This window comes from Sphingomonas sp. (assembly GCF_017304635.1).
Classification (GTDB): Bacteria; Pseudomonadota; Alphaproteobacteria; order Sphingomonadales; family Sphingomonadaceae; genus Sphingomonas.
The window spans coordinates 389,877-411,176 of the sequence record NZ_JAFKMA010000002.1; the positions used below are offsets into that span (position 1 = coordinate 389,877).

At 68.8% G+C, this 21,300-nt stretch carries 18 protein-coding genes; all 18 read left to right on the plus strand.

The genetic code is table 11. The features are described 5' to 3' along the window. Positions 1–3: 3 nt before the first annotated feature. Positions 4–1,215: a putative peptidoglycan glycosyltransferase FtsW gene (locus tag J0I47_RS08965; RefSeq protein WP_294046719.1), complete on the plus strand. Its 1,212-nt coding sequence runs from the start codon at positions 4–6 to the stop codon at positions 1,213–1,215. Beyond that, entirely contained in the window at positions 1,212–2,372 is a 1,161-nt protein-coding gene (murG, locus tag J0I47_RS08970; protein WP_294046503.1) for an undecaprenyldiphospho-muramoylpentapeptide beta-N-acetylglucosaminyltransferase, read from the plus strand. Before J0I47_RS08965 ends, murG begins: the two co-directional genes overlap by 4 nt. Beyond that, complete coding sequence (gene murC, locus J0I47_RS08975) at positions 2,369–3,775, plus strand: UDP-N-acetylmuramate--L-alanine ligase (protein WP_294046504.1); 1,407 nt, start codon at positions 2,369–2,371, stop codon at positions 3,773–3,775. Before murG ends, murC begins: the two co-directional genes overlap by 4 nt. Next, a complete protein-coding gene (locus J0I47_RS08980) occupies positions 3,772–3,963 on the plus strand; it encodes a hypothetical protein (protein ID WP_294046506.1) in 192 nt (63 codons plus the stop codon). The genes murC and J0I47_RS08980 overlap by 4 nt, the downstream gene beginning before the upstream one ends. After that, positions 3,939–4,970 carry a UDP-N-acetylmuramate dehydrogenase gene (murB, locus tag J0I47_RS08985; RefSeq protein WP_294046508.1) on the plus strand — a complete coding sequence of 344 codons (1,032 nt, stop codon included), beginning with the start codon at positions 3,939–3,941 and terminating at the stop codon, positions 4,968–4,970. The genes J0I47_RS08980 and murB overlap by 25 nt, the downstream gene beginning before the upstream one ends. Then, complete coding sequence (locus tag J0I47_RS08990) at positions 4,967–5,902, plus strand: D-alanine--D-alanine ligase (protein WP_294046510.1); 936 nt, start codon at positions 4,967–4,969, stop codon at positions 5,900–5,902. Before murB ends, J0I47_RS08990 begins: the two co-directional genes overlap by 4 nt. Continuing rightward, complete coding sequence (locus J0I47_RS08995; RefSeq protein WP_294046512.1) at positions 5,899–6,822, plus strand: cell division protein FtsQ/DivIB; 924 nt, start codon at positions 5,899–5,901, stop codon at positions 6,820–6,822. The genes J0I47_RS08990 and J0I47_RS08995 overlap by 4 nt, the downstream gene beginning before the upstream one ends. A gap of 9 nt (positions 6,823–6,831) precedes the next feature. Further along, complete coding sequence (gene ftsA / locus J0I47_RS09000; protein WP_294046514.1) at positions 6,832–8,097, plus strand: cell division protein FtsA; 1,266 nt, start codon at positions 6,832–6,834, stop codon at positions 8,095–8,097. Between the two features lie 105 nt (positions 8,098–8,202). Further along, a complete protein-coding gene (gene ftsZ, locus J0I47_RS09005; RefSeq protein ID WP_294046721.1) occupies positions 8,203–9,675 on the plus strand; it encodes a cell division protein FtsZ in 1,473 nt (490 codons plus the stop codon). Between the two features lie 113 nt (positions 9,676–9,788). Beyond that, a complete protein-coding gene (locus tag J0I47_RS09010) occupies positions 9,789–11,912 on the plus strand; it encodes an SPOR domain-containing protein (protein WP_294046516.1) in 2,124 nt (707 codons plus the stop codon). A gap of 124 nt (positions 11,913–12,036) precedes the next feature. Then, positions 12,037–13,203: a deoxyguanosinetriphosphate triphosphohydrolase gene (locus J0I47_RS09015; protein ID WP_294046518.1), complete on the plus strand. Its 1,167-nt coding sequence runs from the start codon at positions 12,037–12,039 to the stop codon at positions 13,201–13,203. 89 nt (positions 13,204–13,292) lie between these two features. Further along, a complete protein-coding gene (locus J0I47_RS09020) occupies positions 13,293–14,852 on the plus strand; it encodes a DUF1800 domain-containing protein (protein WP_294046520.1) in 1,560 nt (519 codons plus the stop codon). 2 nt (positions 14,853–14,854) lie between these two features. Then, positions 14,855–16,006: a DUF1501 domain-containing protein gene (locus J0I47_RS09025; protein WP_294046522.1), complete on the plus strand. Its 1,152-nt coding sequence runs from the start codon at positions 14,855–14,857 to the stop codon at positions 16,004–16,006. A 185-nt stretch (positions 16,007–16,191) separates the two neighbouring features. Beyond that, positions 16,192–17,919, plus strand: coding sequence for an arginine--tRNA ligase (argS, locus tag J0I47_RS09030; RefSeq protein WP_294046524.1), 1,728 nt, complete (start codon positions 16,192–16,194; stop codon positions 17,917–17,919). Then, the gene (locus tag J0I47_RS09035; RefSeq protein ID WP_294046526.1) at positions 17,919–18,641 is read left to right on the plus strand and encodes an SPOR domain-containing protein; all 723 of its coding nucleotides are present in this window, start codon (positions 17,919–17,921) and stop codon (positions 18,639–18,641) included. Before argS ends, J0I47_RS09035 begins: the two co-directional genes overlap by 1 nt. Before the next feature lie 151 nt (positions 18,642–18,792). Beyond that, positions 18,793–19,794 (plus strand): glycoside hydrolase family 3 N-terminal domain-containing protein, encoded by a 1,002-nt coding sequence (locus tag J0I47_RS09040; RefSeq protein WP_294046723.1) that lies wholly within the window; start codon positions 18,793–18,795, stop codon positions 19,792–19,794. A 175-nt stretch (positions 19,795–19,969) separates the two neighbouring features. Further along, entirely contained in the window at positions 19,970–20,701 is a 732-nt protein-coding gene (locus J0I47_RS09045; protein WP_294046724.1) for a ScpA family protein, read from the plus strand. Beyond that, complete coding sequence (scpB, locus tag J0I47_RS09050; RefSeq protein ID WP_294046527.1) at positions 20,698–21,300, plus strand: SMC-Scp complex subunit ScpB; 603 nt, start codon at positions 20,698–20,700, stop codon at positions 21,298–21,300. Before J0I47_RS09045 ends, scpB begins: the two co-directional genes overlap by 4 nt.

A 21,300-nucleotide genomic window follows, 5' to 3' on the forward strand; every position in this document is an offset into this window, starting at 1 on the left:
GCGATGCCGCAGCGGGACGGGCTGCTGACGCGAGTCGCGCGGCGTGGAGGACGCGCCGATCGCTCGGCGCTGGGCGCGTGGTTCTGGGACATCGACTGGCTGTTGCTGATCCTGACCTTGTTCCTGATCGCGATCGGACTGGTCGCGGTGGCGGCGGCGTCCCCGGCGACGGCGCAGCGTTACTCGGACACGACGCACAAAATGGCGCCGCTCTATTATTTCTGGCGCCAACTGATGTGGGTCGGTGTGTCGCTGCCGGTGCTGTTCGTGGTGTCGATGCTGCCCGCCGATCGCGCGCGGCGGATGGCGCTGATCGGGTGTGCGGGATTCCTGGTGATGCTGGCGCTGGTCCCGGTCGCCGGCGTGACCGTCAACGGCGCGCGGCGCTGGCTGGGGGTCGGTGTGGCGCAGTTCCAGCCGTCCGAGTTCCTGAAACCGTGCTTCATCGTCGCCGTCGCCTGGCTGTTGTCGCTAAAGAACAAGGAGGGGCTGTCGCCGGCGATCGTCGGCGCGTTGACCGGCGTGCTGACCGCGATCGTCGCGATGCTGCTGATGTTGCAGCCCGATTTCGGGCAGACCGTGCTGTTCTGCACGGTGTGGTTCGCGTTACTGCTGATCTCCGGCGCGTCGGCACGGATGATCGGGTTGCTGATGGGCGCGGTGCCGGTCGGGCTGTTGTCGGCCTATATCTTCTATTCGACCGCACGGACGCGGATCGACGCGTTCCTGTTCCCGACCACGACCGACCCGGCCGAGCATTTCCAGGTCAACGCCGCGCGCGCGACGCTGACCGCGGGCGGCTGGCTCGGTACGGGGCCGGGCGGCGGCCAGATGAAGTTCCGCCTGCCGGAGGCGCATACCGACTACATCTTCTCGGTGATCGGCGAGGAGTTCGGGCTGATCGCGTGCGGCATCGTCGCGGTGATCTTCCTGGCGATCGTGGTGCGCGTGTTCGTGAAACTGCTCGACGAGCAGGACGATTTCCGCCTGCTCGCCGCCGCCGGGCTCGCGATCCAGTTCGGGGTGCAGGCGCTGATCTCGATGGCGGTAAATACCGGGCTCGCCCCGTCCAAGGGCATGACGATGCCGTTCATCAGCTATGGCGGCTCGTCGATGATCGCGCTGTCGGCGGGCATGGGGTTGCTGCTTGCATTCACGCGCCGGAACCCGTTTGTGCTCCGCTCACCCTATGTCGTGAAATGGAGCGGCGAATGACGAGAGTGCGGCAGTTCGTGCTGGCCGCGGGCGGGACCGGCGGACACATGGTCCCCGCCGCTGCCCTGGCCGAGGAACTGAAGCGGCGCGGCCACCGCGTCGCGCTCATTAGCGACGAGCGCGGCGTGCGTTTCCCGGGCCTGTTCGACGGCGTCGAGACGCATGTGCTGCCCGCCGGGCGGATGCAGGGCGGACCGATCGGCTGGCTGCGTGCCGGCCGCGCGATGTGGGCCGGGCGGACGCAGGCGATCGCGCTGTACAAGGAATTGCAGCCCGCTGCGGTGATCGGCTTCGGCGGCTATCCCGCGCTGCCCGCGTTGCTCGCGGCGTTCAATCGCGGCGTGCCGGCGGCGGTGCACGAGCAGAACGCGGTGCTCGGCCGCGTCAACCGATTGGTCGCCGGCCGTGTCGATGCGATCGCGACGTCGTACAGGGAGGTCGCGCGGCTCGCCACTCGCCACCGCCGCAAGGTCCGGCTGACCGGCAATCCGGTGCGCGAAGAAGTGCTCGCCCTGCGCGACAAGCCCTATCCGCTGCTGGAGGAGGACGGCATCTTCCGCGTGCTTGTGACGGGCGGCAGCCAGGGCGCGAGCGTGTTGAGCCAGGTCGTGCCCGATGGGCTCGCGATGCTGCCGGTCAGCTTTCGCCGCCGGTTGCAGGTGACGCACCAGGCGCGGGTCGAGGATATCGATCGCGCGCGCGCCAAGTATGCGGAGCTGTCGATCGCCGCCGACCTCGCGACGTATCTGCCCGACCTGCCCGAGCATCTCGCCTGGGCGCATTTGGTGATCGCGCGTGCGGGCGCCTCGACCGTCGCCGAACTGACCGCCGCCGGGCGTCCCGCGATCCTGGTTCCGCTGCCGACCGCGACCGATGACCACCAGACCGACAATGCTCGCGAGATCGTCGCGGCAGGCGGGGCGCGCGTCATCAAGCAATCGCATTTCACGCCGGCCGAACTCGCCAAGCAGATGCAGCGGCTCGGCCTCGATCCGGAGGCGCTGGCGAACGCGGCGGCGCGGGCGCGGTCGTGCGGGCATCCCGACGCCGCGCGCGACCTGGCTGATCTGGTCGAAGACCTCGACCGCCCGCCCGCCGACGTACCGGTCGGGCCGGCGCAACTCGCATCGCCCGGCGGGGAGGCCGCGTTCGCATGACCGGCCTCAAGACGGACATTGGCGCGATCCATTTCGTCGGGATCGGCGGCATCGGCATGTCGGGCATCGCCGAGGTGATGCACAATCTCGGCTACAAGGTGCAGGGATCGGACGTCGCGGAAGGCTATGTCGTGCAGGGGCTGCGCGACCTCGGCATCGACGTGAAGATCGGCCACGCGGCGGACAATCTCGGCGACGCCGCGGTGGTGGTAACCAGCACCGCGATCAAGCGCGCCAATCCGGAGGTCGAGGCCGCGCTCGAACGCCGCATCCCCGTCGTGCGCCGCGCCGAAATGCTCGCCGAGCTGATGCGGCTCAAGTCGAACGTCGCGGTCGCCGGCACGCATGGCAAGACCACGACGACGTCGATGGTCGCGGCTTTGCTCGACGCGGGCGGAATCGACCCGACCGTCATCAACGGCGGCATCATCAACCAGTACGGATCGAACGCGCGACTCGGTACGAGCGACTGGATGGTGGTGGAGGCCGACGAAAGCGACGGCAGTTTCCTGCGGCTCGACGGCACGCTGGCGGTGGTCACCAACATCGATCCCGAGCATCTCGACCATTACGGCAGCTTCGATGCGATCAAGGACGCGTTCGTCCAGTTCATCGAGAATGTGCCGTTCTACGGCGCGGCGTTCCTGTGCCTCGATCATCCGGAGGTGCAAGCCGTCCTGCCGCGCGTGCGCGACCGGCGTATCGTCACCTACGGCTTCTCGACCCAGGCCGACATTCGCGGGGTCAACGTGACGCCGATTCCCGGTGGAAACCGGTTCGAGGCGATCATCCGCCAGCGCGACGGCACGACGCGATCGATCGAGCATATCGAGCTGCCGATGCCGGGCCGCCACAACGTCCAGAACGCGCTGTCGGCGATCGGCGTCGCGCTCGAGCTCGGCGTCAGCGACGCGACGATCCAGCAGGGCTTCAAGAAGTTCGGCGGGGTCAAACGGCGCTTCACGCGGGTCGGCGAGGTCGCCGGCGCGACCGTGATCGACGATTACGGCCACCACCCCGTCGAGATCCGCGCGGTGCTGGCGGCGGCGCGCGAGGGCGTGTCGAACCGTGTCATCGCGGTGGTGCAGCCGCATCGCTACACTCGGCTCGGCAATTTGATGGAGGATTTCCAGCAAGCCTTCAACGACGCCGACATGGTCTATGTGACGCCGGTCTATGCCGCGGGCGAGCAGCCGATCGAGGGCGTCGATGCACAGGCTCTGGTCGACGGGTTGAAACGGCGCGGGCATCGCTCGGCCGCGACGATCGGGTCGGCGGAGGAACTGGCGAAGGAACTCGCGCCGGCGATCCAGCCGGGCGACATGATCGTGTGCCTGGGGGCGGGCGACATCACCAAATGGGCGGCTGGGCTGGCCGCCGGGATCGAGGGCGCGACGACATGACCGACTGGTTCTCCGCATCGCTCAAATGGCAGCAGCAGGTGGTGGACGCGCAGCGCGCATCGTTGAAGGCCGGGCAGGATGCGACCAACGCGGCGCAGGCATTCGTGTCGATGCAGGAGGCCGGGCGCAAGGCGGCCGAGGCCAATGCCGCGGCGATGAAGCAATGGCTGAAGCTATGGGGCTGGTGACGGCGATGACCGGCGCGGCCATGCCGGCGGTGCGTGGCCGGTTGACGCACGGTGCCCCGCTCGCGCCGCTGGTGTGGTTCAAGAGCGGCGGGGCGGCGGAATGGCTGTTCGAGCCGGCCGATGCCGACGACCTCGCGGCGTTCCTCGATGCGCTCGACCCGGACGTGCCGGTGATGGGGCTGGGGCTCGGCTCCAACCTGATCGTCCGCGACGGCGGCGTGCCGGGCGTGGTGGTGCGGCTGGGCAAGGCGTTCGCGAGCGTCGAGCAACTCGACGACACCACGCTCACGTGCGGCGGCGGAGCGTCGGGCATCCTCGTGTCGTCGAAGGCGCGAGACGCCGGGATCGGCGGGGTCGAGTTCCTGCGCTCGATCCCCGGCACGGTCGGCGGGTTCGTGCGGATGAACGGCGGCGCGTACGGGCGAGAGGTCAGGGACGTGCTGGTCGAGTGCGAGGTGGTGCTGCGCTCGGGCGAGCGGCGCACTCTGGCGCTCGGCGATCTCGGCTACACTTATCGCCACAGCGAATTGCCGGCAGGTGCGATCGTCGTGTCGGCGACTTTTCGCGGCCATCTGGAGGCGCCCGCGACGATCCAGGCCGAGATGGACCGCATCGCCGCCGCGCGTGAGGCGTCGCAGCCGCTGCGGTCGAAGACCGGCGGATCGACCTTCAAGAACCCCGAAGGCGACAAAGCGTGGCGCCTGATCGACGCGGCGGGGTGCCGGGGCTTGCGCCGGGGAGATGCGCAAGTATCGGAGAAGCATTGCAATTTCCTCCTCAACCTGGGTGATGCGAGCAGCGCGGATATCGAGGGATTGGGCGAGGAAGTGCGCAACAGGGTGAAGGCGGACAGCGGCGTGATGCTGGAATGGGAGATCCAGCGAGTGGGGGTGTTCCCCTCCCGCTTGCGGGAGGGGCTAGGGGTGGGCGCGTCAGGCGTGGACCTCGCACAGGCCCACCCCCAACCCCTCCCCCAACCCCTCCCGCAAGCAGGAGGGGAGCGATGACATCGCCTCTCCACGTCGTCGTCCTGATGGGCGGCTGGTCGGCCGAACGCGAGGTGTCGCTGACGAGCGGGCGCGGGATCGCGGCCGCGCTGGAGACGCTCGGCCACCGCGTCACCGCGATCGACATGGACCGCGACGTCGCCGCGCGGCTGGCCGAGGCGAAGCCCGACATCGTGTTCAACGCCCTCCACGGCACGCCCGGCGAGGACGGCAGCGTGCAGGGCATGCTCGACCTGATGGGGTTGCGCTACACGCATTCCGGCCTCGTCACCTCGGTCATCGCGATCGACAAGGTGCTGACGAAGAACGCGCTCGTCCCCCACGGCATCCCGATGCCCGGCGGCCGCATCGTCAAGTCGGCGGACGTGTTCGCGGGCGATCCGCTCCAGCGGCCCTACGTCCTGAAACCGGTCAACGAAGGCTCGTCGGTCGGCGTCGCGATCGTGACGGCGGACGGTAACTACGGCAACCCGATCGGCCGCGACGTCGCCGGGCCGTGGCAGGAGTTCGAGGAACTGCTCGCCGAGCCCTATGTGCGCGGACGCGAGCTGACGACGGCGGTGCTGGGCGACGAAGCGCTCGGCGTGACCGAGTTGAAGCCCAAGTCGGGCTGGTACGATTACGACGCCAAATATACCGAGGGGATGACCGAGCACGTCTTCCCCGCGCAGATCCCCGACACGATCGCTGCCGCCTGCCAGCGGATCGCGCTGGAGGCGCATCGGCTGCTCGGGTGCAAGGGCTGCTCGCGGTCCGATTTCCGCTGGGACGATGAGCGGGGCGAGGACGGACTGTTCCTGCTCGAGGTCAACACCCAGCCCGGCATGACGCCGCTCAGCCTCGTCCCCGAACAGGCGCGGCATCGCGGCATCTCCTACCCGCAACTGGTCCAGCGCATCATCGACGAGGCGCTGGGCGAGGGGGGCGCATGAGCCGCAAGCCGACGCGCGGCCGCCCGACCCAGAAGGCGGTGGTGCGCCGCAAGAAGAAGGCGTCGATCATCGACCGCATCATGGCGCGCATCCCGCTCAGCCATGGCGCGCTTCATCGCGTCGCGACCTGGACGATCGTGATCGTGGTGCTGGGCGGTGTCTATATCGCCGGCAGCGTGTCGGGGGTGAATGCGAAGGTCGGCACCGCGATCGCCGAACAGGTCGGCAAGGCGGGCCTGCGCGTCGAACAGATCGAGGTGCGCGGCGTGAAGCGGATGGACGTGACGACGGTCTATGCCGTCGCGCTCGACCAGAAATCGCGCGCGATGCCGCTGGTCGATCTCGACGCGGTGCGCAATAAACTAATGCAATATCCCTGGGTGCTCGATGCGCATGTCTCTCGGCGGTTGCCCGACACGCTGTTTATCAGGATTGATGAACGCACTCCCGCCGCGGTCTGGCAGACGAACAATCAACTCTACCTGATCGATCGTGACGGCAATTATCTGGAGCAGGTTTCACAAGACGCTATACCTGAACTTCCGAGAGTCGTTGGGCCTGATGCGAATAAGCAGGAACCGGCATACCAGGCGCTTATGAATTCAGTCCCAGCTTTACGCCCTCGAGTGCAAGCGGCGATTTGGGTTGGTAACAGGCGATGGAATTTGCAATTCGACACCGGTGAATTGTTGCTACTGCCAGAAGACGGCCCCGCTGACGCACTCAGGCTTTTCGCACAAAAAAACGCCGCGCAGCCAATGCTTGGGCACGGTCTGGTTAGGATCGACATGCGTGATCCGACACGCATGGTTATTAGAAAAGCGGGGCCGGGCCAGAATTCTTCTGATCCAGCGCCGACTTCGAATAAGCCGACGACGGCAGAAAAATCGGACCGCGCCGCTTTGCGCGATCCAGTATAAGGGGGCATTATGGCAAAGGCGGCACCCGAAGGACTGATTACCGCGCTCGACATCGGATCGTCGAAAGTGTCGGCGATGATCGCGCAGAAGGGCGACGGCGGCGAACTGATCGTACTCGGCACCGGGCAACGGGAATCGAAGGGGATCAAGCGTGGCTGCATCGCCGACATGGCGGCGACCGAAGTCGCGGTGCGCGAGGCGGTCGAGCAGGCCGAGCGGATCGCGCAGACCAATATCGAGAACGTGTGGGTCGGGTTCTCGGCCGGCGGGCTGGTCAGCGACGTCGCCTCGATCGAGTTCGAAATGGGCGGGCATCGCATCGAGCAATCGGACATCGACGCGCTGCTCCGCGCCGGGCGGGAGTCGATCGATCCCGCCGGCCGCATGGTGCTGCATGCGCAGCCCGCGCTCTACACGCTCGACGGCATTACCGGGGTCAAGAACCCGCTCGGGCTGCATGCCGACCGGCTGGGCGTCCACATCCACGTGATCGCCGCCGACGGCTCGCCGGTGCGCAATATCGGGCTGTGCGTCGCCAAGTCGCACCTGGAGGTGAAGTCGATCATCGCCGCCCCCGTGGCGACGGGTCTCGCCTGTCTGAGCGCGGAGGAGCGCGAGCTCGGCACCGCCTTGGTCGAGATGGGGGCGGGGATCACCAACGTGTCGCTGTTCGCGGGCGGCATGCTGGTCGGGCTGACGACGATTCCGATGGGGGCGGCCGACATCACCGACGACATCGCCTCGACCTTCGGTGCCAGCCGCAGCCAGGCGGAGCGGATGAAGTGTTTCCACGGTTGCGCCAACGCGTCCCCGCGCGACAATCACGAGATGATCGAGATCACGCCGCTGTCCGACGACGGATCGAGCGAGAGACCGCGCATCACCAAGGCGCAGTTGATCGCGGTGATCCGCCAGCGGCTCGAACTGTTGCTGGCCGAAATCGGCAAGGCGCTGGCGGCGATGAAGTTCGACGGCACGGTCGGGCGTCAGGTCGTGCTGACCGGCGGCGGGGCAGAACTGAAGGGGATCGCCGATTATGCACAATCCTCGCTCGGGCGATCGGTGCGGGTGGGGCGGCCACGCGGCCTCGCCGGGCTACCCGATGCGCATGCCGGGCCGGCATTCGCGACGCTGGCGGGACTGGTCCATCACGCGGCGACCGATCCGATCGACCTGCGCGGGCTGGCGACCGCCGAGCGCCAGACGGTGCATCGCTCGACCTCGCCCCTGTCGCGCGTGCGCCGCTTGATCCAGACCGCCAAGGCCAACTATTAACAGAATACGTAAATCGGGTACCATTTGTGGTGGATCATCCCCCGCTGCTGGTGCAAGACGTAGTAGATTACATCCCGGTGACGGGACGAGGCGGAGATAGTGAGCATGGTCGAATTCCTTCCCCCCGAGGTGGATGAGCTGACCCCGCGGATCGCGGTCATCGGCGTCGGCGGCGCGGGCGGCAACGCGATCGCCAACATGATGCGCAACGACGTCCAGGGCGTCGAATTCCTGGTCGCGAACACCGATGCGCAGGCGCTGAAGCAGAGCCAGGCGGGGCAGAAGATCCAGCTCGGCGCGAAGATCACCCAAGGGCTGGGCGCGGGCAGTCGGCCGGAGATCGGCCGCGCCGCCGCCGAGGAAACGATCGAGAGCGTGACCAAGACGCTCGAAGGGTCGCACATGTGCTTCATCGCCGCCGGCATGGGCGGCGGCACCGGCACCGGCGCCGCTCCGGTGATCGCCAAGGCCGCGCGCGACATGGGCATCCTGACCGTCGGCGTCGTCACCAAGCCGTTCAGCTTCGAGGGCAATCGTCGCGCCAAGGCGGCGGACGCCGGCATCGACGAACTGCAGAAGTATGTCGACACGCTGATCGTCATCCCCAACCAGAACCTGTTCCTGGTCGCCAACGCCAACACGACGTTCAAGCAGGCGTTCGAGATGGCGGACGAAGTGCTGCAACAGGGCGTGCGCGGCATCACCGACCTGATGGTGATGCCGGGCCTCATCAACCTCGACTTCGCCGACGTCCGCTCGGTGATGCAGGAGATGGGCAAGGCGATGATGGGCACCGGCGAGGCCGATGGCGACAACCGCGCCATCGAAGCCGCGTCGAAGGCGATCGCCAACCCGCTGCTCGACGGCGTGTCGATGAAGGGCGCGAAGGGCGTCATCGTCTCGATCACCGGTGGCGAGGACATGCGCCTGCTCGAGGTCGACGAAGCCGCGAACCATATCCGCGAGCTGGTCGACGACGACGCCAACATCATCTGGGGCTCGGCGTTCAATCCCGATCTGGAAGGCAAGATTCGTGTCTCGGTCGTCGCGACCGGAATCGAGGCGGACACCAGCGCGACGGCGTCGCCCGCCGCGTCCGAGCCGGCCGGCCGTGCCTTCTCGTTCGGCCGCCGCAGCGGCGAAGCGGTCGCCCCGGTGAAGGTGTCCGAACCGGCCCCCGCGCCGACGCCGGAGCCCGAAGTGCATGCCGCCGTCGAAACGCCGGCCGAGCCCGCGCCGCTCGAACTGTCCGAGCCGGCCCCCGCGACCGCCGAAGCGCCCGCCGCTCCCGAACCGGCCGCGTCGGAAGACGAATTGGTGCTCGGTTCCGATGTCGCGGTGCCCGAAGAAGCGCCGACCAAGCCGGTACTGTCGTTCGGTGACGATTTCGGTCATGGCGGCGCGTCGATCGCGCCCGGCAGCCAGGACGACGAGGCGCCCGCGCCCAAGGCGAAGCTGGGCGGTACGCTGTTCGAGCGGATGCAGAGCGTCGCGCGCGGCGCGTTCGGCGACAATGAGGAACCGTCGAAGGACTCGCTCGACATTCCGCGCTTCCTGCATCGCCAGAACAATCAGTGAATTGAGCCGCAAGGCCGTGTCGCCGGGGCGTTCGTCGCCCCGGCGTCTCGTTTTGGCGCGCATGCCGCGCACGTTCGATTTCCGTTCAGCCACGGATCGGCATAGGTGACGGCATGACGTTCCGCCGAGTTCTGACCGCCGCCGCGCTGGGATGCGCGGCGATCGGCAGTGCCCATGCCCAGACCAGCGAAGACAATCGCGCCGCCGACGCGCTGGCCGCCGACATGCGGCTGCTCGCCGCCAACCCGCTCGACATCGAGGCGCTGGTCACGGCCGGCGAACTGACGCTGAAGCTGGGCGATCCGACCGCCGCCGCCGGTTTCTTTACGCGCGCGGAAAAGCTCGATCCGAACAATCCACGGGTCAAGGCGGGGTGGGGCAGCCTGATGGTCCGCGCCGAACGCCCGGGCGAAGCGCTGCGCCGGTTCCAAGAGGCCGAGGCGCGCGGGCTCGACCCGGCGCGCTATGCCGCTGACCGCGGCCTCGCCTATGATCTGGTCGGGCAGCAGGAGCGCGCGCAACGCGATTATCGGCTGGTGCTGCGGAACGGTGTCGATGATGAAGTGACGCGGCGTTACGCACTGTCGCTCGCTATTTCGGGGCGGAAGGACGAGGCGCTGAAGCTGCTCGACCCGCTGTTGCTGCGCAGCGATCGCGCGGCGTGGCGCAGCCGCGCGTTCGTGCTGGCGATGACCGGCGACACGGCGGGCGCGGAGAAGATCGCGCAGACGATGATGTCGCCGGGGCTGGGCGCAGGGCTGGCGCCGTTCTTCCGTCGCCTGCCGCAACTGTCCGCCGCCGATCGTGCCTTCGCGGTCAATTTTGGCGAGCTTGCGGAGACGCCGGCGCGGGTCGCCGATGCGCGGCTGGTCCCGGCCTTGCCGACGCTCGGACCCGATCCCTATGCGCCGAAGCCGGTGGTCGCGGCGCTGCCGGCACCGGTGATGGTCGCCGACACCGGCAACAAGCGCGACAAACGACGCCGGCGCAACGAAGCGCCCGTCGCGGTTGCTCGCGCGCCCGCGCCCTCGCCGACACCGACGCCGACACCTGCTCCAACGGCCGTCGCGATGGTGCCGCCTCCTTCCGCCGCGCCGCGCATGACCACGGTGCCGCCGCGCGTCGCTGTCGCGCCTGTTACGACGCCGCCAAGCGCCCCGATCGTCGCCGTCGCCGTTCCGATTCGGACCCTGTCGACCCCGGCTCCGACGCCGACACCGGTTCGCTCGGCACCGACGATAGCAGCGTCGTCGACCGTGCCGCCGGTGATCGTCCGGCCAACCCCCACTCCTGTCCCGACCTCGCCGGTCTCGACGGCGAGCCCGGCGACGATCGCTCGCGTTGCCGCGGCCGAGCCGACTCCACCCGTCGTCGTCCCGGCCGCGCCGGTCGCCACGCCGGAGCCGCCCCAACGCGGCGTCGCCGATCAGCCGAGCGCGGCGGAAGCCGGCGTTCCCGCGCCGACCGTCGTCGCGCGCGCCAGCGAGGACAGCGTGCTCGCCCGGATCGTCGCCAACACCGTCGCGACGCCGGCACCGGCGCCGCGTCCCGCGCCCACTCCCGTTCAGATCGCCAAGGCCGAACCGAAGCCCGCTGCCACCAAGGCACCGACGAAATCGACTCGCACGCGTGCCGGCAAGGACGAGACGGCGACCACCGACGCGCCCGTGACGACCGCGCGGACCAAGCGCGGTCGCGATCTCGCCGCGGCGATCCCGGACGACAGCGGCGTGCCGACCCGCGATGCGCGCGGCCGCCCGATCAAGGTCGCGGTCGCCGACGACGTGCCCGCGCTCGACAAGAACGGCTGCCCGCTGCCGCCGACCCCGACCAAGAGCAGGACGTCGGGCAAGCGCGGCGCGACGGCCGCCGCCGCTCGCAAGGTGCCGTTGTCGGCGAAGTGCAAGGCGCTCGCCGCTGCGGCGGCCGAAAAGGCGAAGGCCGATGCCGAGGCGAAGAGCTCGCCGGCGCGTGTCTGGGTCCAGGTCGCGGGCGGTGCCAACGAGGCAAGTCTCGAAAAAGCGTGGCAGATCATGCGCGACCGCGCGCCGGCCCTGTTGCGCGGGCGGCAGGGCTGGACGACGCCGCTGCGCGCCACCAACCGCGTGCTGACCGGTCCGTTTAACGATACGGATGAGGCGCAGAGCTTCGTGAACAAGCTGACCAAGGCCGGCGTCCCCGCCTTCGTCTTCACCAGCACCAAGGGCCAGAAGGTCGAGAAGCTGAGCGGGAAGTAGGGGAGGCAGGAAGCAGGGAGCAGTAATAGGAAGTGACACGCCCTATCGTTTCGCCTTCCGGATCCCTGTTCCCTGTTCCCTGTTCCCTGTTCCCTGTTCCCTCGTCTGTGACTACATCGCCGCGATGTCCGCGCTCGCCCCCTACGCCTCCGATCCCGCGCTCAGCGCTGGGCGGCTCTATCCCGAGGAGGAGACCACCGCGCGGGGGCCGCGCGACGCGTTCCAGCGCGACCGCGACCGCGTCATCCATTCGATCAGTTTCCGGCGGCTCCGCCACAAGACTCAAGTATTCCTTGCCCCCGACGGCGATCACTTCCGCGTTCGCCTGACGCACAGCCTGGAGGTCGCGCAGATCGGCCGCACCATCGCGCGGGCGCTCGGGCTCAACGAGGACCTGACCGAGGCATTGTGCCTCGCGCACGATATCGGCCATCCGCCGTTCGGCCATGCCGGGGAGGATGCGCTGCAGGCCGCGCTGGCGGGGCAGGGCGGGTTCGATCACAACGGCAACACGCTGCGCGCGCTGACGCTGATCGACAGTCCGTATCCGCGCTTTCCGGGGCTCAACCTGACATGGGAGACGCTGGAGGGTCTGGCCAAGCATAACGGCCCGGTCGCGTCGCCCCAATGGGCGCTGACCGCGGCCGACGATGCGTTCCCGCTCGAACTCGAAACGTTCGCGTCGCTGGAGGCGCAGGTCGCGGCGCTGGCCGACGACATCGCCTATGACAATCACGACATCGACGACGGGCTGCGCGCCGGGCTGCTGAGCCTCGACCAGATCCTGGCGGTGCCGATGATCGCCGCGCGCTGGGACCAGTGCCGCGCGCGCTTCCCCGACATCGCGCCGGCGCGGTTGGCGGGCGAGCTGGTCCGCGGCCAGATCGGCGCGATGGTCAACGACCTGATCGCGACGAGCCGTGCCGCGATCGCCGACGCACGCGTGACCTCGTCCGACGATGTCCGCGATGTCGGGCGCGCGTTGATCGCCTTTTCCGACCGGATGCGCGAGGACGAGCGCACGCTGAAACGCTTCATGTACGCCAACCTCTACCACCATCCCTCGCAATTGGCGGCGGCGGCGAAGGCTCAGCAGATCGTCGGCGGCCTGTTCGACGCTTATCGCGCCGATCCGTCGCTGATGACCGGTGATTGGCCCGCGCACCTTCCCGCCGACGAGCCGTGGCGCAGCCGCCACATCGCCGACTACATCGCCGGGATGACCGATCGCTATGCCATCGCCCGCTATCGCGAGGCGGTCGGCCCGATCGACCTGCCCGAGGGGTTCTGACGCGACATTCGGCGGCCAAGTCAGGGCCGCTCTGGGACAATTGTGCGACAATGCTGCGGTAGGTCGAGCGTCGAGAAGGAGACACGCGCATGGCCGATGCCAGCATTGCGCTCAATCGCTTCGGGCTCGGTGCCCGACCCGACGAGAGCGTTCCGGCGGATCCGAAGGGGTGGCTGCACCGCCAGTTGGAGGCGTTCGAACCGCAGCCGGCGGCGATCGGCGCCGTGCCGGGACGCGAAAAGGTCGCGGGCGAACTCGCCGATTGCTACGAACAGCAACGCATGTTGCGGCAACAGGGCATCACGCGGCGCAGGCCCGCCGCGGCGCCCGGCGCAGCGCTGCCCTCCGGGGCCGTTGCTGCGCCGTTGCCCGGTGCGCCGGCCGAGGGTGCGGCCACCGCGATGCAAATGGCGCCCGGCGCGCCGCCGGCACCCGCCGCTCCGCCGATCCAGGGCAATCCCGCGATGGCCGCACGACGCGTCGCAGGGCAGGAGATGCGCCAGGATTATGTCGATCATGTCGGTGCGCGGATCGATGCCGCGCTGCTGTCGCCGACGCCGTTCGCCGATCGCCTCGCGCATTTCTGGGCCAACCATTTCGCCGTCTCGATCGACAAGCTGCAAGTCATCGGCTTGGCTGGTCCGCTCGAGTTCGAGGCGATCCGCCCGCATCTGATGGGTAAGTTCGGCGACATGGTGAATGCGGTCGAGCGGCATCCGGCTATGCTGCTCTATCTCGACCAGGCGGTGTCGATCGGCCCCAACAGCACAGCGGGGCAGTTCGCGCAGCGGCGTCCGCGCCCGGGCGGCAACAAGCTCGGCCTCAACGAGAATCTCGCGCGCGAGATCATGGAACTGCACACGCTCGGCGTGCGGTCGGTCTACACCCAGGCCGACGTGACCGAGTTCGCGCGCGCGCTGACCGGCTGGACCGTCTCCGGCATCGGGCGCGGGCCGGGGGCGCGGATGGCGGGGACCGACGGCAGGCCGGGCGAGTTCGTCTTCGCCGAACGGCTGCACGAGCCCGGCGAGCGTACCATCATCGGCCGGCGGTACGGCCAAGGCGGCGAGCGGCAGGCGCAGGCGGTGCTCGACACGCTGGCGACGCATCCCGCGACCGCCCAGCACATCGCGACCAAGCTGGCGCGCCACTTCGCCGGCGACACCCCGCCGCCGGCGTTGGTCGCGCGGTTGCAGGCGAGTTTCCTCAAGACCGGCGGTGACTTGCCGTCACTTTATCGCGTGCTGATCGACAGCCCCGAATGCTGGACGCCCGCGCCGGTCAAGTTCAAGACGCCGTGGGAGTGGAGCGTCTCCACCTATCGCGCGCTCGGCCTCAAGCAGGTGCAGCCGCTCGCTGGCGTGGGGTTGCTCAACCAGCTCGGCCAGCCCACCTGGAAGCCGGGATCGCCCGCCGGCTATGACGACATCGCCGCGAGCTGGGCCGGACCCGACGCGCTGCTCCGCCGGGTCGAGGCGGCGGAACGCTTCGCGACTCGCGCCGGAGCGCAGGTCGATGCGCGCAGCCTCGCACCGAAACTCTTCCCGGCCGCGCTGACGCCGGCCACCGAACAGGCGCTCGCGCGCGCGGAAAGCCCCGGCCAGGGGCTCGCGCTGCTGCTGGTGTCGCCCGAAATGCTCAGGAGGTAATCATGCTCGACCGCCGCTCCTTCATCGTCAACGGCGCGGGGCTCGCCGCGCTGACGCTGGCGCCGCGCATGGCGTTCGCCAAGGCCGAGACCGACCGCCGCTTTGTCTTCATCATCCAGCGCGGCGCCGCCGACGGGCTCGGCACGATCGGCGCGGTCGGCGATCCCGCCTTCGCCGGCGCGCGAGGGCAACTCGCGGCCGACTTCGCGAACGCCAAGAAGCTCGACAGCATGTTCGCGCTGCACCCGGCGATGACTTCGCTCGGCCAGATGTACGACGGCGGCGAGGCATTGTTCGCGCACGCGGTCGCCTCGCCGTACCGCGATCGCTCGCATTTCGACGGGCAGAACGTGCTCGAAAGCGGCGGACTCGGCGCGTACCAGGTCAAGGACGGCTGGCTCAATCGCATGCTCGGGGTAATCCCGTCGGGCGAGGCGAAAGCGATCGCGGTATCGGCCACGGTGCCGCTGGCGCTGCGTGGGAGCCATGAAGTGTCGAGCTACGCTCCGTCGGCGCTGCCGCAAGCGTCGGACGACCTGATGGCGCGGGTGGCGGCGCTCTATCAGGGCGACGGTCAGCTCCATGGCCTGTGGTCGGAAGCGATGAGCACGCGGATGCTGACCGGCGACCTGACGGCCGCGAACGCCGCCAATGCCGCGGCGACGGGCACGCTCGCCGCCAAGCTGCTCGCCCCCGCTAACGGCGCGCGGATCGCGATGATCGAGACCGGCGGGTGGGATACCCATGCCGGGCAGCGCGGGCGGCTGGCGGCGCAGCTCAAGGGGCTCGACGCGATGCTGGCGGCGCTCAAGACCGGGATGGGCCCCGACTGGAGCCGGACGATGGTGGTGGTCGCAACCGAGTTCGGCCGCACCGTCGCGGTCAACGGCACCGGCGGCAGCGATCACGGCACCGGCTCGGCGGCGATGCTGGTCGGCGGCGCGGTGAAAGGTGGGCGCGTACTCGCCGACTGGCCCGGGTTGGCACACGGGCAGCTGTACGAGAATCGCGATCTCAGGCCGACGCTCGGGCTGGACCAGTTCGTGGCGGGCGCAGTCGCCGGCCATTATTCGGTCGAACCGGCGCGCGTGATGGCGACGCTGTTCCCCGACACGAAGGGTGCGGCGGCGGTGCAGGGACTGGCGCGGGCGTAAGATCCTCTCCGTTCACGGGGAAGTGGCGCGCGTAGCGCGGCGGAGGGGGAGCGCCGCGAGCGTTGCGCGTGCGGCTTGCCCCCTCCGTCAGCCTGCGGCTGCCACCTCCCCGCAAGCGGGGAGGATTTGAAGCGAACGATCCCTTCGGCTACAGGCGCCGCTTCCTGTCATCGTCGGATCCGAACATGCCGCTTTATCCCCGTTTTGCCGCGCATATCGATGCGGCGCTCGATGCCCTGACCGCGAGCGGTGACTTGCCGGCGGGGCTGGCGCGCGGGGCCGTAACGGTCGAGCCGCCGCGCGACGCCAGCCATGGCGATCTCGCGACCAACGCGGCGATGGTGCTGGCCAAGCCCGCCGGGACCAATCCGCGCGCGCTGGCGGAAAAGATCGCGGCCGAACTGGCGAAGGTCGATCAGGTCGCCGCGGTCGCGGTCGCCGGTCCCGGCTTCATCAATCTCACGCTGACCGATGCGACGTGGCGGAGCGAGCTCGCCGCGATCGTCGATGGCGGCGATGTCTATGGCCGCTCGACCAAAGGGCAGGGGCAGACGGTCAACATCGAATATGTCTCGGCCAACCCGACCGGCCCGATGCACATGGGGCATTGCCGGGGGGCGGTGGTCGGCGACGCCTTGGCGTCGCTGCTCGAATGGGGCGGCGCGACGGTCATCCGCGAATATTACGTCAACGATGCCGGCGGTCAGGTCGACGTGCTCGCGCGCTCCGCGCACCTGCGGTACCGCGAGGCGCTGGGCGAGGCGGTCGGCGAGATTCCCGAGGGGCTGTACCCCGGCGATTATCTGATCCCGGTCGGCCAGGCGCTGGCGCAGGAGTTCGGCGACAAGTACGCGGCCGCGCCGGAGAGCGAGTGGGTCGTGCTGTTCCGGACGACCGCGGTCGCGGCGATGATGGCGCTCATCAAGGCCGACTTGGCGTTACTCGGCATTCATCACGATCTGTTCTCCTCCGAGGCGGCGTTGCAGGCCGCGAAGAAGCCCGAGGCGGCGGAGGCGGAACTGCGCGCGCGGGGCCTCGTCTATGACGGCGTGCTCGAAGCGCCGAAGGGCGAAACGCCGGAGGATTGGGAGCCGGTCGAGCTGCCGCTGTTCCGCTCGTCGCAGTTCGGCGACGACCAGGATCGTCCGATCAAGAAGTCGAACGGTAGCTGGACCTATTTCGGTGCCGATCTCGCCTACCATTGGCAGAAGGCGCAGACCGCCGACGCGCTGATCGACATTTGGGGCGCGGATCATGCCGGGACGGTCAAGCGGATCGTCGCGGCGGTGCAGGCGCTGACCGAAGGGCGGACGCGGTTCGACGTCAAATTGGTCCAGATGGTGCGGCTGTTGCGTGGTGGCGAACCGGTCAAAATGTCCAAGCGGGCCGGTAACTTCGTGACGCTTGCTGACGTCGTGCGCGAAGTCGGCAAGGACGTCGTGCGCTTCACCATGCTGACCCGCAAGGCGGATGCGCAAATGGATTTCGACTTCGCCAAGGTGGTGGAGGCGTCGAAGGACAATCCGGTATTCTACGTTCAGTACGCCCATGCCCGAATCGCGTCGCTCGGCCGGCGGGCGGCGGAGGCGGGAATCACGTGCGGTGCCGCCGACCTGTCCCTTCTTGATACGGAAGACTTGGCGCTGGTGAAGCTGGCCGCGCAATTCCCGCGGGTGGTGGAGACCGCGGCGGCAGCCCGCGAGCCGCATCGGATTGCGTTCTATCTCTATGACTTGGCGGCGGAATTTCATGCGGCTTGGAATGTCGGCAACGACTGGCCGGAGCGCCGCTTTGTCCTGACCGATAACCACGATCTCACCTGCGCGCGGCTTTTCCTGGGACGTGCGATCGGGCAGATTATCCGCAATGGTCTCGCCATCATGGGGGTCGAGGCGGTCGAGGAGATGAAGTGATGGCGGGCGCCCAGTGGAGCGAGCCGACCGTGACCGACGATGATCGGTTGCCGTGGCTGGAAACGGCGGATGACGAGCAGCCGACCTCGCTCGGCCGCGTGATCGGGCTGGTGCTGGTCGGGCTGGTCGCGCTCGCGGCGATCTTCGGTGGCGTCTACTGGTTCAAACATCGCCCGCAGCCGGCCGGCAACGGCGACCTGATCGCGCCGCCGGTGGGACCGTACAAGGTCAAGCCGGACGATGCCGGCGGGCTGAAGGTGCAGGGCGAGGGCGATGCCGCGGTCGCGGCGAGCGGCGGTGCCGGCGGCAACGGCGCGATCGCCGCCAAGAACCTGCCCGAGACGCCGATCGTCGGGAAGAAGGCGCCGTCGGGCACGTCGGCCAGCGGCGGATCCTCGACCGCGACCGCCAGCGTCGCCGGGTCGGGCGGCAAGCTGACCGCGCCGCCGCCCGGACGCCCGGTGCCGATCTCGTCGGGCGGGGGCGGTGGCGCGCTGGTCCAGCTCGGCTCGTTCCCGAGCGAGGGCAGCGCCAATTCGGCGTGGAGTCAGTTGTCGAAGCGCTTCAGCTATCTCGCCAACCTCGGCAAATCGATCGAGAAGGCGGAAGTCAATGGCCGCACCTTCTATCGCCTGAAGGTCAATGCCGGCAGCGCGAGCGCGGCGCAGGACCTGTGTGGCAAGATCAAGGTCGCCGGCGAGGCGTGCATCGTCACGAGTTGAGCGTTCCCCTCCCGCTTGCGGGAGGGGCTAGGGGTGGGCAAAGAAGCGGCCGGGACCCAGTCCCGATCGCTTTTTTGTGGCAGCACAAATGCTGGCCGCGCGTACGCCCACCCCCGACCCCTCCCGCGAGCGGGAGGGGAGAGAGATGCTTATGAAACCCGTCATCTACGGCCTGTCCGGCCTGGCCCTGACCGCCGACGAGCGCGCTTTCTATCGTGAAGCCGATCCATGCGGCTACATCCTGTTCAAGCGCAACGTAGCCGATCGCGCGCAACTCCGGGCGTTGACCGACTCGCTGCGGGATCTGTCGGGGCGCGACGACGTGCCGATCCTGATCGATCAGGAGGGCGGACGGGTGCAGCGGCTGGGCCCGCCCGAATGGCCCGATTTCCCAGCCGGGCCAGTGTTCGACGCGTTGTACGATATCGCGCCTATGTCGGCGATCGAGGCGGCGCGCGCCAACGCCCACGCGACCGCGCTGATGCTGGCGGAGGTCGGCATCAACGTCGATTGCTGGCCATTGCTCGACGTGGCGCAGCCCGACACGACCGAGGCGATCACGATCCGCGCGCTGGGGCATGAGCCGATGCGCGTCGCCGCGATGGGCCGCGCGATCCTGGAGGGGTTGCAGGCTGGTGGCGTCGTCGGGGTGGTCAAGCACATGCCGGGGCATGGCCGCTCGCACCTCGACACCCATCTAGCGCTGCCGACGGTGACGGCGTCCGAAGCCGAGCTGGACAGCGACCTCCGGCCGTTCCGCACGCTCGCGCATGCGCCGATGGGCATGACAAGTCACATCGTATTCGAGGCGTGGGACCGGGAGCGCCCAGCGACGCTGTCGCCAGTGATCGTCGAGGAGGTGATCCGCGGCAAGATCGGCTTCGACGGGCTGTTGATGACCGACGATATCGACATGAAGGCGCTGTCGGGCACGGCGGGCGAGAAGGCGGCGGGGGCGATCGCGGCGGGGTGCGACGTTGTGCTCGATTGCTGGGGCCGGATGGACGAGATGGCCGAGATCGCCGAGTTGCTGAGCGACATGCCGCCCCGCTCGCTCGACCGGCTGGAGCGCGCGATGGCGACGATCGGCGCGCCGGAGGGGGATTTCGCGGAACAGATCGCCAAGCGGGATGCGTTGCTGGCGTTGGTTTGATCCCAACCAAGGTCGTCATCCCCGCGAAAGCGGGGACCCAGCTCCAGCCCATGCCTCACGAAACGACCGTGGCGTTGGGGGATAGGGTGGGAGCTGGGTCCCCGGCTTCGCGAAGATGACGGTGATGGGCAGAGCCGCAGGTGACAATCCGGCCGCGATCCGCTTACATCCGCCGATGGACCCCGATCCCGACACGCTGACGCTCGACATAGATGGGTGGGAGGGGCCGCTCGACCTGCTGCTGGCGCTGGCGCGGTCGCAGAAGGTGGATCTCAAGCAAATCTCGATCCTTGCCCTCGTCGAGCAGTATCTGGCCTATGTCGAGCAGGCGCGGGCGCTCAAGCTGGAGGTCGCGGCCGATTATCTCGTGATGGCGGCGTGGCTGGCGTATCTGAAGTCGGCGCTGCTCCTCCCGCGCGATCCCGAAGTCGAGCCGAGCCCCGAGGAACTGGCGCTGCGGCTGCAATTGCGGCTCGAACGGCTGAATGCGATGCGCGAGGCTGGCGCACGGTTGCTGGCACGCGATCGGCTGGGGCGTGACGTGTTCGCGCGGACCGCGCCCGAGGGGTTGCGCACCGTCCGCAAGTCGCTGTGGCAGGCGGAGATTTACGACCTGATCGCCGCCTATGGCCAGATCAACGCGCGCAACCGGCCGGTCTTCCACGTCGTCCATGAGCGTCCGGTGATGACGCTCGACGCCGCGCTGGAGCGCGTATCGCGGTTGCTCGGCGAATCGCTTGACTGGGCGACGATCGAGACCTTTCTGCCGCCGGGGTTCGACGGGGCGTTCCGCAAGTCGGCGCTGGCGTCGAGCTTCGTCGCGGCATTGGAACTCGCGCGGCTGGGCAAGGCTGAGCTGCGCCAGCAATCGCCATTCGCACCGCTCTACCTCAAGGCCGCCGGATGAGCGAGGAGCCCGACCCATTCGAGCGCGCGGTCGAGGCGGTGCTGTTCGCCGCCGCCGAGCCGCTGACGCTCGACGCGATCCGCGCGCATGTCGGCGAGGGCGACGTGCGCCAGGCGCTCGATCGCATCGCGGCGTTCCATGCCGGGCGCGGCATCGAGCTGGTCCGGCGCGGTGACCGCTGGCATTTCCAGACCGCGGGCGACCTCGCCCACCTTCTCCGCCGCGACCGCGAGGAACCGCGCAAGCTGTCGCGCGCTGCGATCGAGACGCTGGCGATCATCGCCTATCACGAGCCGGTGACGCGGGCGGAGATCGAGGCGATCCGCGGCGTGCAGATTTCGAAGGGAACGCTCGACGTGTTGATGGAGGCGGGCTGGGCGCGCCCGGCCGGCCGGCGCGAGACGCCGGGGCGTCCGCTCACCTATGCGACCACGCCCGACTTCCTGACGCATTTCGGGCTCGCCAGCCGCCGCGACCTGCCCGGGATCGACGATCTGCGCGCGGCCGGGCTGCTCGATCCGATCGATCTCGCGCTGGCGGATGCGGTTTTGGGCGATAGCGACGACGAAGAAGTGGCAAACGCGGCCGAAGACGCTTAA

Excerpts from the sequence above, each read along its gene's own strand:
- J0I47_RS08965 (WP_294046719.1), top strand. The coding sequence starts at position 4 with ATGCCGCAGCGGGACGGGCTGCTGACGCGAGTCGCGCGGCGTGGAGGA.
- murG (WP_294046503.1), top strand. The coding sequence starts at position 1,212 with ATGACGAGAGTGCGGCAGTTCGTGCTGGCCGCGGGCGGGACCGGCGGA.
- murC (WP_294046504.1), top strand. The coding sequence starts at position 2,369 with ATGACCGGCCTCAAGACGGACATTGGCGCGATCCATTTCGTCGGGATC.
- J0I47_RS08980 (WP_294046506.1), top strand. The coding sequence starts at position 3,772 with ATGACCGACTGGTTCTCCGCATCGCTCAAATGGCAGCAGCAGGTGGTG.
- murB (WP_294046508.1), top strand. The coding sequence starts at position 3,939 with ATGGCTGAAGCTATGGGGCTGGTGACGGCGATGACCGGCGCGGCCATG.
- J0I47_RS08990 (WP_294046510.1), top strand. The coding sequence starts at position 4,967 with ATGACATCGCCTCTCCACGTCGTCGTCCTGATGGGCGGCTGGTCGGCC.
- J0I47_RS08995 (WP_294046512.1), top strand. The coding sequence starts at position 5,899 with ATGAGCCGCAAGCCGACGCGCGGCCGCCCGACCCAGAAGGCGGTGGTG.
- ftsA (WP_294046514.1), top strand. The coding sequence starts at position 6,832 with ATGGCAAAGGCGGCACCCGAAGGACTGATTACCGCGCTCGACATCGGA.
- ftsZ (WP_294046721.1), top strand. The coding sequence starts at position 8,203 with ATGGTCGAATTCCTTCCCCCCGAGGTGGATGAGCTGACCCCGCGGATC.
- J0I47_RS09010 (WP_294046516.1), top strand. The coding sequence starts at position 9,789 with ATGACGTTCCGCCGAGTTCTGACCGCCGCCGCGCTGGGATGCGCGGCG.
- J0I47_RS09015 (WP_294046518.1), top strand. The coding sequence starts at position 12,037 with ATGTCCGCGCTCGCCCCCTACGCCTCCGATCCCGCGCTCAGCGCTGGG.
- J0I47_RS09020 (WP_294046520.1), top strand. The coding sequence starts at position 13,293 with ATGGCCGATGCCAGCATTGCGCTCAATCGCTTCGGGCTCGGTGCCCGA.
- J0I47_RS09025 (WP_294046522.1), top strand. The coding sequence starts at position 14,855 with ATGCTCGACCGCCGCTCCTTCATCGTCAACGGCGCGGGGCTCGCCGCG.
- argS (WP_294046524.1), top strand. The coding sequence starts at position 16,192 with ATGCCGCTTTATCCCCGTTTTGCCGCGCATATCGATGCGGCGCTCGAT.
- J0I47_RS09035 (WP_294046526.1), top strand. The coding sequence starts at position 17,919 with ATGGCGGGCGCCCAGTGGAGCGAGCCGACCGTGACCGACGATGATCGG.
- J0I47_RS09040 (WP_294046723.1), top strand. The coding sequence starts at position 18,793 with ATGAAACCCGTCATCTACGGCCTGTCCGGCCTGGCCCTGACCGCCGAC.
- J0I47_RS09045 (WP_294046724.1), top strand. The coding sequence starts at position 19,970 with ATGGACCCCGATCCCGACACGCTGACGCTCGACATAGATGGGTGGGAG.
- scpB (WP_294046527.1), top strand. The coding sequence starts at position 20,698 with ATGAGCGAGGAGCCCGACCCATTCGAGCGCGCGGTCGAGGCGGTGCTG.